General features: G+C 73.2%; 9 protein-coding genes. 6 read left to right on the top strand and 3 right to left on the bottom strand.

The features are described from left to right. Together VH969_RS28045 and VH969_RS28050 are read left to right on the top strand one after the other, a co-directional pair. The coding region (locus VH969_RS28045; protein ID WP_331979598.1) for a S8 family serine peptidase at nucleotides 1-2338 on the top strand (2338 nt) is incomplete at its 5' end. Between the two features lie 110 nt (nucleotides 2339-2448). After that, a complete protein-coding gene (locus VH969_RS28050) occupies nucleotides 2449-3897 on the top strand; it encodes a DNA-3-methyladenine glycosylase 2 family protein (RefSeq protein ID WP_331979600.1) in 1449 nt (482 codons plus the stop codon). A gap of 172 nt (nucleotides 3898-4069) precedes the next feature. Here the strand turns inward: VH969_RS28050 and VH969_RS28055 are convergent, their stop codons facing one another. Then, nucleotides 4070-5044, bottom strand: a complete 975-nt coding sequence (locus VH969_RS28055) for a LacI family DNA-binding transcriptional regulator (RefSeq protein WP_331979612.1) — start codon at nucleotides 5042-5044, stop codon at nucleotides 4070-4072. A 115-nt stretch (nucleotides 5045-5159) separates the two neighbouring features. On the opposite strand from VH969_RS28055, the gene VH969_RS28060 reads away from it, so the two are divergent. Genes VH969_RS28060 through VH969_RS28070 form a run of 3 tightly spaced genes read left to right on the top strand, consistent with a single transcriptional unit; the run spans nucleotide 5160 to nucleotide 7604 of the window. After that, nucleotides 5160-6125, top strand: a complete 966-nt coding sequence (locus VH969_RS28060; RefSeq protein ID WP_331979602.1) for an ABC transporter permease — start codon at nucleotides 5160-5162, stop codon at nucleotides 6123-6125. 10 nt (nucleotides 6126-6135) lie between these two features. After that, nucleotides 6136-6987 carry a PfkB family carbohydrate kinase gene (locus VH969_RS28065; RefSeq protein WP_331979604.1) on the top strand — a complete coding sequence of 284 codons (852 nt, stop codon included), beginning with the start codon at nucleotides 6136-6138 and terminating at the stop codon, nucleotides 6985-6987. After that, nucleotides 6984-7604: a nucleoside/nucleotide kinase family protein gene (locus VH969_RS28070; RefSeq protein ID WP_331979606.1), complete on the top strand. Its 621-nt coding sequence runs from the start codon at nucleotides 6984-6986 to the stop codon at nucleotides 7602-7604. The genes VH969_RS28065 and VH969_RS28070 overlap by 4 nt, the downstream gene beginning before the upstream one ends. Here VH969_RS28070 and VH969_RS28075 read toward each other — a convergent pair. Then, nucleotides 7591-10680, bottom strand: a complete 3090-nt coding sequence (locus VH969_RS28075; protein WP_331979608.1) for an AAA family ATPase — start codon at nucleotides 10678-10680, stop codon at nucleotides 7591-7593. The genes VH969_RS28070 and VH969_RS28075 overlap by 14 nt on opposite strands. Beyond that, entirely contained in the window at nucleotides 10677-11852 is a 1176-nt protein-coding gene (locus tag VH969_RS28080) for an exonuclease SbcCD subunit D (RefSeq protein ID WP_331979610.1), read from the bottom strand. Before VH969_RS28080 ends, VH969_RS28075 begins: the two co-directional genes overlap by 4 nt. A 135-nt stretch (nucleotides 11853-11987) precedes the next feature. On the opposite strand from VH969_RS28080, the gene rmuC reads away from it, so the two are divergent. Continuing rightward, nucleotides 11988-12373: DNA recombination protein RmuC (gene rmuC / locus VH969_RS28085; RefSeq protein ID WP_331979615.1), on the top strand; the 386-nt coding region annotated here is incomplete at its 3' end.

Below are 12373 nucleotides of genomic sequence, written 5' to 3' on the forward strand. Positions count from 1 at the left end.
CAACCAGAACAAGAACTTCGCCGACGACAAGCCGATGACCGACTACAAGGTCAAGCAGGACATCGGCCGGTTCGGCACGGACAACCCGGCCACCCCGGTGGCGGAGTCCATGCCGTTCGTCGTGCAGACGAACCCGGACACCAACTCGGTCAACATCGGCATCGTCTCCGGCGAGCACGGCTCGCACGTCGCGGGCATCGTGGCCGGCAACAAGCTGTTCGGCGGCTCGATGAGCGGCGCGGCGCCCGGTGCGAAGCTCGTGTCGGTCCGCGCGTGCCTCTTCGTCGCCGGCTGCACCTCGCACGCGCTGGACGAGGGCATGATCTACGCGGTCGAGCAGGCCGGCGTCGACGTGGTCAACATGTCGATCGGTGGCCTGGACCTGGTCAACGAGGGCAACACCGCGCGCGAGCAGCTGTACAACCGGCTGATCGAGCAGAACGACGTACAGATCTTCATCTCCGCCGGCAACGACGGCACGGGCGTCAACACGACGAGCCAGCCGTCGCTGGGCACCAAGGTGATGGGCGTCGGCTCGTACATCACGAAGGCGTCGTGGCAGCGCAACTACGGTTCGGACGTCGCGCAGCAGGAGAACCTGCACCCGTTCTCCGGCCGTGGTCCGCGTGAGGACGGCGGGTTCAAGCCGAACATCGTCGCGCCGGGCTCGGCCATCTCGACCATCCCGACCTGGCAGTCCGGTGGGCCGGTGCCCGGCACCTACGAGCTGCCGCCCGGCTACGCGATGCTGCAGGGCACCTCGATGGCCTCGCCGCAGGCCGCCGGCGCCGCGACGCTGCTCGTCAGCGCCGCGGTCCAGCGCGACGTGTCGCACCACGCGGCGCAGCTGCGCCTGGCGTTCAACTCGACGGCCCGGTTCATCCCCAACTACCAGGCCTACGAGCAGGGCAACGGCCTCATCGACGTGCAGAAGGCGTGGAACATGCTGAAGGCGAACCCCGCCACCAGCGACATCACGTCGTCGGTCGAGGTGCACACGGTCCTCTCGCCGTTCCTCACGGCCCAGGGCCCGGGCATCGGTACCGGCATCTACGACCGCGAGGGCGTCAACCGCGGCGACCGGTACACGCGGGAGTACACGTTCACCCGCAACTCCGGACCGGACCGCCCGGTGACCTACAAGGTCCGCTGGGTCGGCAACGACGGCACGTTCAGCTCGGCGAAGACGATCTTGTTGCGCAAGGGCAGCGCGGTCAAGTTCCCGGTGACCGTGAACCCGCGCTCGGCCGGCGTGCACTCCGCGATCCTGAACCTGGACAGCCCGACGACCACGGGCGTCGAGTACCAGACGATGAACACGGTCATCGCCGCCGAGGACTTCACCGCGGCGAACGGCTACCAGGTCCGGCACGGCGGCGAGGTCGGGCGCAATGACACGACGAGCTACTTCGTCCGCGTCCCGGCCGGCGTGCCGGCGCTGAAGATCGACCTGCAGGGCGGTGGCACGGCGCCGGGTGCGGGCCAGATCCGGTTCATCCGCAACCACCCGTACGGCGTGCCGCTCGAGGACACGTCGTCGTTGAACTGCTACAACCCGCCGGTGCCCGGCAACGGTTGCGACGCGGGCAGCCCGACGAGCCGGACGTTCGCCAACCCGCTGGCCGGCGTGTGGGAGATCGTGGTCGAGGCGCGGCGGACGTCGGACGTGGCGTTCGCGCCGTACACGGTGACCGCGTCGGTGCTGGGCGCGTCGGTGTCGCCGAACCCGGACACGATCGCGTCCGGCACGGTCGGCACGCCGATCACGCGGCAGTACACGCTGACGAACACGTTCGGCCCGTTCACCGGCCGGGCCCAGGGTACGAGCCTGGGTAGCGCGCACCTCGACCGGCCGTCGATCGCGGACGGGCAGGAGCAGCGGGTCCCGATCACGGTGACCCCGGGCGCGTCGCAGCTTCGGGTGAAGATCGGCAACACCTCCGACGGCGGTGCCGACCTCGACCTGGTGCTGTTCAACTGCACGAGCGGGACCTGCGTGCAAGCCGGGTCGTCCGCGGACGGCGACTCCGAGGAGCAGGTGACCGTGGCCAACCCGGCGGCGGGCAACTGGGAGGCACGCGTCCAGGGCTTCGCCGTGCCGGACGGCACGACGGAGTACGACTACCTCGACGTGTTCTCTGGTCCGTCGTTCGGGTCGATCCAGATCAGCGACACGAACCAGGCGCGGGCGAACGGTGCGACGTGGACGGTGACCGGCACGGTCACGCCGGCCGCGATCCCGGCCGCCGGTCGTGTGCTGTACGGCAACGTCCTGGTGCTGACGGACACGAACACGCTCGTCGGGACCGGCGACGTGGTCATCCAGTCGGTCAGCTGAGTTCTTGCTCCGAGCCGCCCCGGGTTCCGGCCCGGGGCGGCTCTCTTGTGTCCAGCGCCGTGTCGGATTTCCGCGAGCCGAGCGGCGTCGGTGCTGGCAGAGTGAGTTGTGTGCGGATAGACGAGGAGCAGGGATACCGGGCGTCGGCGTCGCGGGACGCGCGGTTCGACGGCCAGTTCATCGTGGCCGTGAAGACGACCCGGATCTACTGCCGGCCCTCCTGCCCGGCGATCACGCCGAAGCGGCAGAACATGATGTTCTTCCCGACCGCGGCCGCGGCACAGCAGGCCGGTTTCCGGGCGTGCCGGCGGTGCCTGCCGGACTCCGTGCCGGGCTCGCCGGAGTGGAACCTGCGCGCGGACCTGGCCGGCCGCGCGATGCGGCTGATCAGCGACGGCGTGGTGGAGCGCGAGGGCGTGCCCGGGCTCGCGCGCCGCGTCGGCTACTCGGAGCGGCACCTGACCCGGGTGCTCACGGCGGAGCTCGGGGCCGGGCCGCTGGCGCTCGCGCGGGCGCACCGCGCGCACTCGGCACGGCTGCTGATCGAGACCACGGGCCTGGGGTTCGCGGACATCGCGTTCGCGGCCGGGTTCGCGAGCGTGCGGCAGTTCAACGACACGATCCGCGCGGTGTTCGCGACGACGCCGTCCGGCCTGCGCGTGGCCGCGCGCAGGCGGTCCCGTTCCGGCGGCCCGGCGGCGGGCAAGGTGACGCTGCGGCTGCCGTACCGGTCGCCGTACGACGCGGCGGGGATCATGGCGTTCCTGGCGGCGCGGGCGGTGCCCGGCGTGGAGTCCGTAGTGGACGGTAAGTACGGCCGGACGCTCCGGCTGCCGCACGGTCCGGGCACGGCGTGGCTGCGGCCGGCGGACGGGCACTTCGACTGCACGCTGCGGCTGACCGACATGCGGGATCTCGGCAGCGCGGTGGCGCGCCTGCGGCGGCTGTTCGACCTGGACGCGGACCCGTCCGCGGTGTCGTCCGTGCTCGGCGCGGATCCCGCGCTGGCCCCGTCCGTCGTCGCGGTACCCGGGGTCCGGCTGCCGGGCAGTGTGGACGGCGCGGAGATCGTCACGCGGGCACTGATCGGCCAGCAGATCTCGGTGGGCGCGGCCCGGACCGCCCTGGGCGCGCTGGCCGCCGCACTGGGTGACCCCCTCGCAATTCCGGACGGCCCACTGACCACGCTGTTTCCGACTCCGTCCACGATCGCCGCCCAGGGGGCGACCGTGCTGACCGGCCCGCGCCGCCGCATCGACACGATGCTGACGGTCAACGCCGCGCTGGCGACCGGCGACCTGGACGTCCACGTGGGCGCCGACCCGGCCGAGCTATCGGCCGAGCTGCAACACTTCGCCGGTGTCGGCCCGTGGACGGCGGGCTACGTGCTGATGCGAGTGCTCGGGGACCCGGACGTGCTCCTGTCGACGGACATAGCCCTCCGCAAGGGCGCCGCCGCGCTCGGCCTACCGTCCGATGTGGACTTCCTGGAGTCCCGCGGCACGGCTTGGCGCCCGTGGCGCTCCTACGCGGGCATGTACCTGTGGCGCGCCGCCTGACCTGTCCACAACCGCCACGCCTGTCCACAAGTGGATCATGAACCCCACGATTGTCAGTGGCCCCCGGTAGACTGGATGACGGGGTGCCCCCGGAGAGGCTGCCATCCACGGGCCGCGAACGAGCGCGGTGGTCGCGTGACGTGCGGTGGGGCGCGGTCAGCGTCAGCCAGCCCTACGGGCAGCCGCACGAGCGGCGGTGCATGAACGTCGTCGGCAAGCGCTTCGTCACCGGCGTCCTGTCCGGGTCCGCGATCCGATCCAGTAGCAGCCGCACCGCCGTGCGGCCCATGTCCGCTATCGGCTGCGCCACCGTCGTGATCGGCGGGTCCAGCAGGTCCGCCCACTCCACGTCGTCGTAGCCGACCACCGCCAGGTCCGCGCCCACCCGCAGCCCGCGCCGCCGGCATTCGTGCAGCACGCCCGAGAGCATCACGTTGTCGCCCGCCACCACCGCGGTCGGCGGGTCCGGCAGGTCCAGCAGCGAACCCATCGCGTCGGCGGGCGAGCACCCGGACGCCACGAGCGCGTCGTCCCAGCGCAGGCGTGACCGGCCAAGCCCCAGCCGGTACCCGAGCACCCGCTCGGACGTCGTCGCCAGCCCGGGCGTCCCGCTGATCATCCCGATCCGCCGGTGTCCGAGCTCCGCCAGATGCCGCACCAGCCCGGACGTCGCGTACACGTTCTCCGGCCCCACCTGGTCGATGTCCTGGCTCGTGGTCAGCCGGTCCAGCAGCACGATCGGCAGCTCCAGCCCCCGCAGCTCGGGCAGCACGACCCCGCCCGGCGACGGCGTGAGGATCAGCCCGTCCACCCGGCGCGAGCGCAGCGTCCGGACCGCGTTCTGCTCGGCCGCCGGCTCGTCGTGCGTGCCGGCCAGCACAAGCGTGTAGCCCGATCGTGTGGCCTCCGCTTCGATCGCGGCCAGCAGCGAGGCGAAGTACGGGTTCGCGACCAGCGAGATGGCCACGCCGAGGGATCGGGTGCCGCCGGTGACGAGCGAGCGCGCGATAGCGTCGCCCGTGTAACCGGTGCTCTCGATCGCGTCCAGGACCTTCGCCCTGGTCTCCGGCGCTACCGACCGCGTCGAGTTCACCACGTGCGAGACCGTCGTGATGGACACGCCTGCCAGCTGGGCGACGTCTCGCATGGTGACCACGGACAGCTCCTGGATCGGTAAGATCGCAAGCGTTTGCGCTAGGGGTTGTGCGACCGTACAGAGATCATTAACTTCGCCGCAAACAGGCTCGCCGTGGAGGTCGCGAATGCCCGCTCGGTCGTCGCGGCTCCCGACCATGCGCAGGCGCACCCTCGGCCCGGTCCTCGCGCTCGCCGTGCTCGTCGTCGCGTTCGGACTCGTTCACAGCACGTTCTTCCAGGCCGCGAACCTGTCCCTCGTGGTCGAGCAGTCGCTCGTGGTCGGCACGCTCGCGCTCGGCCAAGCGCTGGTGATCCTGACCGCGGGCGTCGACCTCGCGAACGCCGCGGTCGCGGTCCTCGGCACGCTCGTCGTCGCGAAGCTCGCCATGACCGGCACGCCCGGAGTCGTCGCGCTGCTGATGGGCCTGCTCGTCGCCGCGGCCGTCGCCGCGGTCACCGGCGGGCTCGTGACCGGGCTGAAGCTGCCGCCGTTCATCGTCACGTTCGGGATGCTCGTGATCGTCGGCGCGGTCGTCCGGCTGTACGCGGCGGGCCGCACGTACTCGGTCACCGACGGCGCGGTCGGCTGGCTCGGCACGACGAAGTACCTGTTCGGTCGCATCGAGCTGACCTACGGCATGGGCCTCATGCTCGTCATGTACCTCGTGGCGTGGTTCGTCCTCAAGAGAACGCGGTGGGGCGAGGACATCAAGCAGATCGGCGCCGACCCGCGGGCCGCGCGGCGGGCCGGCATCCGCGTGCGGCCCACGACGCTGACCGTCTACGTGGCGGCCGGCGTGTGCTATGGCGTCGCCGCGTGGCAGGCGCTCGGCCGGGTGCCGATCGCCGACCCAGAGGCCCTGCCGCTCGGTAACCTCGACTCGATCACTGCCGTGGTCGTCGGCGGCGTCAGCCTGTTCGGCGGCCGCGGCAGCGTCCTCGGCACGCTGGCGGGCGCGCTGATCGTCGTCGTGCTGCGGACCGGGCTCGCCCAGTCCGGAGTCGACACCCTGTACCAGGACATCGCCGTCGGCGTGCTGATGATCGCCGCGGTGGCCGTGGACCGGTTCTCCCTTGGGAGGCAACGATGAGCAGGCAACGATGAGCGTGCCGGCCGTCGTCGCGGTCGGGCTGTGCACGGTCGACCTCGTCCAGCGGGTCGGCTCGCTGCCGGTGCCGGGCGAGAAGGTGCAGTCCACGTCGGTCGAGCTCGCGGCCGGCGGCCCGGCGGCGAACGCGGCGGTCGCGGTCGCCGCGCTCGGCGGGGTCGCCCGGCTGTCCACCGTGCTCGGCTCGCACCCGCTGGCGCAGCTGGCCGCCCGCGACCTCGCCGCGTGCGGCGTCGAGGTGACCGACGTGCTGCCGTACCGGGTCGCGCCACCCGCGGTGAGCGCGGTGTCCGTACGCGAGTCGGACGGCGAGCGGACCGTCGTGTCGCACAACGCCGCGGGCGTGACCGCGGCCGCCGACATCGACCTGGCCGGCGCGGGCTGCCTGCTCGTCGACGGCCACCACCCGGACCTGGCGTTGCGTGCCGCCCGCTCGGCCCGCGAGCTCGGCGTTCCGGTGCTGCTGGACGCGGGCAGCTGGAAGCCGGTGCTGGCCGAGCTGCTGTCCTATGTAGACATCTGCGCGTGCTCGGCGGGGTTCCGGTCGCCGGCGGAGCTGACGAACCCCGTCGTGATCCGCACGGCCGGCCCGGACCCGGTGAGCTGGACGGCCGGCGACGCCGGTGGCTCGGTCGATGTCGCGCCGACCGAGGTGCTGGACACGGTCGGCGCGGGCGACGTCTGGCACGGCGCGGCGGCGCTCGCGGTGGCGCGGCTGGGCCGCGTGCCGGCCGCGGGGGAGGTGCCGGAGCTGATCGGGTTCGCCAACCGCGCGGCGGCCGTGCGCATCGGGCACGAGGGCGCCCGGTCGTGGGTCGTGCCGATGCGCCGCCTGGCCTCATGAGGTTCGCCGACCTGGTCGAGCGGGCATCGGCGTTGCTGTCGCGCGAGCGTGCGCTGCTCGGGATCTGCGGCGCGCCGGCCGCGGGGAAGTCCACGTTCGCGCAGCGGCTGGTGGCCGAGCTGGGCCCGTCGTCCGTCTACGTCGGAATGGACGGCTTCCACCTCGCGCAGGTCGAGCTGAACCGGCTGGGCCGCACGGCACGCAAGGGCGCGCCGGACACGTTCGACGCGGCCGGCTACGTGAACCTGCTGCGCCGCCTGCGGTCCCGGCCGCCGGACGAGGTCGTGTACGCGCCGGGTTTCCGGCGTGACCTCGAGGAGCCGATCGCGGGCGCGGTGCCGGTGCCGCCGTCGGTGCGGCTGATCGTGACCGAGGGGAACTACCTGCTCCTGGCCGACCCGCCGTGGCGGTACCTGCGGGACCTGCTGGACGAGGTGTGGTTCCTGGACCCGCCCGAGGACGCCCGGCACCAGTGGCTGATCGACCGGCATCGCGCGTACGGCCGCACGCTGGCGGAGGCGCGGGAGCGGACCTTCGGGTCGGACGAGCGGAACGCCGTGCTGATCAACGCGACGCGGTCCTCGGCCGACCTGATCGTGCCCGTCACGCCGAGATGAGCTCCAGCGTCGACCCCGTACGCGACTTGCGCACGCGCAGCCGGGTCGGGATGCGTTGCCGCAGCTCCTCCACGTGCGACACGAGCCCGACGACCCGCCCGCCCGCGCGCAGCTCGTCGAGGGTGTTCATCACCTCGTCGAGCGTGTCGGCGTCGAGCATGCCGAAGCCCTCGTCGACGAACAGCGTGTCGAGCAGCGCGCCGCCGGTCTCCGCGGCGACGACGTCGGCGAGGCCCAGCGCGAGCGCGAGCGAGGCGAGGAACGTCTCGCCGCCGGACAGGGTCTTGGCCGGCCGGATCTGGCCGGAGTAGTCGTCGAGCACGTCGAGCCCGAGACCGCCGCGCTTGCCGCGCCGCTCGGCGTCGTCGTTGTGCACGAACGAGAAGCGGTCGTCGCTCATCCGGCGCAGCCGTGCGGTGGCGGCGACGGCCACCTCCTCGAGCCGGGCGGCGAGGACGTACGCGCGCAGCGACATCTTGCGGGCGTTCTGGCCCCGCCCGTTGACGACGTCGGTGAGCGCGTCGAGCTCGGCGAACTCGGCCTCCGCGGGCGCGAGTGCGGTCCAGGCGACGCGCAACCGTTCGGCGAGCGTGGTGACGTCCTTGGCGATCTGTCCCTTGGCGCGCGCGTCGGCGACCGCCGTCTCGACCGCATCCTTGGCGTCGGTGAACGCCTCGGCCGCGGCGCCGAGGTCGACGTCCTGCTCGGGGTCGACGTCCTGCAGCTCCGGGTCGGCCAGCACCTGGCGCAGCCCGGCCTCCTTCGCCTGCGCGTCCGCGAGCCGCCGTTCGAGCCGCTCGACGACAGGCCGGTCGCGCGCGGCGTCCCGGACGTCATCCAGCCCGGCGAACCCCGCGTCGGCGATGGCCGCGTCGAGCGTCGTCCACTGCTCCTCGACGCGCTGCTCGGCGTCGGCGTGCGCGGTCCGCGCCGCGGCCAGCTCGGCCAGCTTGGCGGCCGTGTCGAGCAGGTGCTTTCGCCGCGCCCCGACGTCGGCGTGCCCGCCGCGTGCGGCCGCGAGCCGCTCGGCCCGCTCGCCGATCCGCGCCCGGAGGGTGTTGCGCTCGTGCTCGTACCCGCCGGCCTTCTTCTCGGCGTCGCGCAGCCGTGCCCGCGCCTGCTCGGCCTCGGCCTCGAGCGCCTTGACGGAGGCGTGCAGCTCCGCATGCGCCGCGGCTTCCGCGGCCGCGTCGCCGTGCCGTGCTTCGGCATCGCGCAAGGCGGCGCCGAGCTCGTCGGCGTCCCGATCGCCGAGCCGCTCCAGCAAGGCGGTGAGCATCCGCTCGGCGTCCCGCATCCGCTCGTTGGCCTCGGCCCGCGCGGTCGCCGTCCGCTCCTCCCGACGCACCGCCGCGCGCTCGTCCTCGGCGGTGACCTGGCCGTTTTCGCCGTGTGCGGGCGCCGGATGCTCGGCGGACCCGCACACCGGGCACGGCGTCCCACTCTCGAGGGCGCCGGCGAGCTCGGCGGCCATCCCGTCGAGCCGCCGCTGCCGGATGTCGAGCAGCTCCTCCCGGGCCCGCTGATGCGCGTCGACGGCCTCGGTGTGCAGGTCTTTGCGTTCCCGCGCTGCTTCCTCGGCCGCGGGCACCTTTCGTGCGGCATGTGCCAGCGCAGCGAGCTCATCCCGGGCTTGCCGCAAGGCAGGCAACTCCGCCACGGCCCGCGCCGCGTGGGCGACCCGCTCCCGCCCGGCCTCGAGCTCGCCGGGCAGCGCGGAGATCCGCTCGCCGAGGCGTTCAACCTCGCGGTTCGCCGTGCGCCACAGGCGGTCCAGCTCCCGGAGAGTGTCCTGGTCGGACTCCTGCTGCGCCGCCTCGCCGACCAGCCCGGCGAGTGCCCCGGCCTCCTCGCGCAGCCGCCCGGCCAACTCCCGCGCCCACTCCGCGTCAGTGGCCGCCCCGTCCTGACCACTCACGGCCGCTCGCTCGTCGGCGGCGGCCGCCTTCTCCGCCCCTACCGCTCCGTCACGCGCCGCCCGCCCCGCCTGGACAGCCGGGGCATCCGCCGCCGCCGAACCTTGCTCGCCCGACCACCCGGCGTCGCCGAGAGCTTCCTGCCGTGCGGACACCAGCTCTTCCGCGCGTCGTGCCAGCCCGGTCAGCCGCTCCAGCTCGACCGCCACCGGGACCACCGTCGCCGCCCGTCGGGCCGCCGCGAGCTCCTTCCGCGCCGCCTCGCGTGCGTCGGCCGACTCCGCCAACGCCGCCAACTCGGCACGCGCGGCCCGGACGCGCCGTACCCGGTCCGCCGATGTCCGTGCCGCGAGATACGCCGCCTCGCACCGGTCCCGCGCCGCCGAGGCCTCCAGCTCCCGCGTCACCGCCTCTGCCGCTTCGGCCGACGTCCGCGACTCCAGCCCGGACAGCCACGGCTCGCCCGTCTCCTCGGGCGGTTCCGACCTCACCACCTGGGCCAACCGCGCCACGAGCTCCCGCGCCGACCGCCGCGCCTCGTCCAGCGCCTGCCGCGCCGTGACCCGCCGCTCGCGGAACCACTGCTCCACCAACGCGAAGTGCTGCGTGCCGAACAGCTTCTCCAGCAGCCGCTCCCGGTCCGCGGTGTCGGCACAAAGGAAGCGCGCGAACTCGCCCTGCGGCAGCAGCACGACCTGGAAGAACTGGTCCTTGCTCATACCGAGAAGCCGCTCGATCGTCCGCGCGACGTCGTCGATCCGGGTGAGCCCGTCCGGCGCGTGCCCGCTCGGCGCCGCGCCGACCCACGTCAGCGCCGCCTTGGCCGGCTGCTTCGTCGTCCCGCCGCCGCGCTTCTTCGGCCGCCCGTACTCCGGGCTCCGGGCGAGCCGAAGCCGGTGTCCGCGCACGCTCAGCTCCAGCCGCACCTCGGTCACGGCGGCCGGGTCCGCGTAGTCGCACCGCAGCCGCTTCGCCTGGTCGCGCACGCCGGGCACGGAGCCGAACAACGCGAACGCCACGGCGTCCAGCAGCGTCGTCTTGCCGGCGCCGGTGTCGCCGTGGAGCAGGAACAACCCGTCCGCGCCGAGCCGGTCGAAGTCGACCACCTCGCGGCCCGGGTACGGCCCGAAGGCGGTCAGCTCGAGCCGGTGCAGCCTCATGCCGCTCGGTGCCCGCGCTGCTGGGCCGGCTCCGCCTTCTCCTCGTTCGCCACCGCCGCCAGCGCCTCGCGCAGCAACGCCCGCTCGCCTTCGGTCGGCTGCGACCCGCGGCAGTCGTCGACGAAGTCGCAGGCCACGTCGTGGTCGGACCGGCCCCGCGCCGATGACGTGTACCGCAACGACGCCGCCACGGCACCGCCCGCGGGCCGCCAGTCCAGATGCACCGCATGCGGGAACCGCTCTTGCAGCCGCCGCAACGCATCCGTCGGCCGCACCCGGTCCGTCAGCTCCACGGAGAGGTACTTGTCGACCAGCCCATCGTGTACCGGGTCACTCAACAGGCTGGAAAGCGTCCCGCTGACCGTCGCGAGTGGACGCGGCACCGGCAGCTCGCGCCGCTCCACGCCGGCGAGCCCGTGTGCGTCGAGGTCGACCAGCCACACCGACTTGTGGTGGCGCGCCTCGGAGAACGAGTAGGCGAGCGGGCTGCCCGCGTAGCGCAGGTGTTCGGCCAGCCGCTGCGGGCCGTGGAGATGTCCGAGCGCGACGTAGTCCACGCCGCCGAACACGGACATCGGCACTTGCTCGATGCCGCCGACCGCGATAGTCCGCTCCGACGCGCTCGGCGCTCCGCCGGTGACGAACGCGTGCGCCAGCACCACCGATCGCGCGCCACGCTCGGCGAGATCCTTCCGGATGCGACGCATGGCCTCGGCCAGCACGCCGGCGTGCCCGGCCGCGTCGATGCCCAGCGAGTGCCGGGCCGGCTCTGGCTCCAGGTACGGAATCCCGTACAGCGCGACGGGTCCGTGCTCGTCCGCTAGCAGCACCGGCCGGTCCAGCTCCGCGATCGACGTGCGCAGGTGCAGCCCGCCGGCCTCCGCGAACGGCGCGAACGCGCCCAGCCGCGGCGCCGAGTCGTGGTTGCCCGGAGTGATCACCAATCGTGCGCCCGCCGACCTGATCCGGTCGAGAATGCGAGTGCACGCCGACACGGCCTCGCCGGAGGGCACCGCGCGGTCGTAGAGGTCGCCGGCCACCACGACGACGTCGACCCGCTCGTCGGCGACCAGATCCGCGAGGCCACCGAGCACCGCCTCCTGGTCGGCGAGCAGGTCCCGGCCGTGGAACATCCGCCCCACGTGCCAGTCGGAGGTGTGCAGCACCCGCATGCGATCAAGCTAGGACGGCCGGCGGCCGAAATGGGGGAGGCACGCCATTCGCGTCGGGCGCCAGCCGCGTCCTCCCCGGAATTGTCGGTGCGCTGGATCATGATGGCCCCGAACGTGATCGCCGGCGAAGAGGAGATGACTCAGGTGGCCGCAGTGTTCGGCGCCGTCGCTTTCGTGCTGCTGCTCGTGCTCGTCGCGGGCGCTGTGCTGTTCCGGCGGCTGTACGCCGACAGCCAGCACCGGCTCGACGCCGCGACGTTAGCCGTGCGGCAGGAGCGCGAGCGGACCGACGAGCACGCCGCCGCGCTTCGCCGCTACGAAGTCACCTTCGCCTCCATTCACGGGCGCGGCGAGCTCGGCGAGCAGGTCCTCGTCGAGACGGCGCGCTCGCTCGGGCTGCGGGAGGGTCTGCACTTCACCGTGCAGACCGACGTCGGCGGCGGTGGTTCGGTGCGCCCGGACATGCTGCTGCTCGTCGGCGACGGCCGGCGCGTGCCGGTCGACGCGAAGATGTCGATCGC

The organism is Actinophytocola sp., assembly GCF_036555685.1.
Classification (GTDB): domain Bacteria; phylum Actinomycetota; class Actinomycetes; order Mycobacteriales; family Pseudonocardiaceae; genus Actinophytocola.

Coding starts and splice junctions, on each gene's coding strand:
- VH969_RS28055 (WP_331979612.1), bottom strand. CDS start 5,044: ATGCGAGACGTCGCCCAGCTGGCAGGCGTGTCCATCACGACGGTCTCG.
- VH969_RS28060 (WP_331979602.1), top strand. CDS start 5,160: ATGCCCGCTCGGTCGTCGCGGCTCCCGACCATGCGCAGGCGCACCCTC.
- VH969_RS28065 (WP_331979604.1), top strand. CDS start 6,136: ATGAGCGTGCCGGCCGTCGTCGCGGTCGGGCTGTGCACGGTCGACCTC.
- VH969_RS28070 (WP_331979606.1), top strand. CDS start 6,984: ATGAGGTTCGCCGACCTGGTCGAGCGGGCATCGGCGTTGCTGTCGCGC.
- VH969_RS28075 (WP_331979608.1), bottom strand. CDS start 10,680: ATGAGGCTGCACCGGCTCGAGCTGACCGCCTTCGGGCCGTACCCGGGC.
- VH969_RS28080 (WP_331979610.1), bottom strand. CDS start 11,852: ATGCGGGTGCTGCACACCTCCGACTGGCACGTGGGGCGGATGTTCCAC.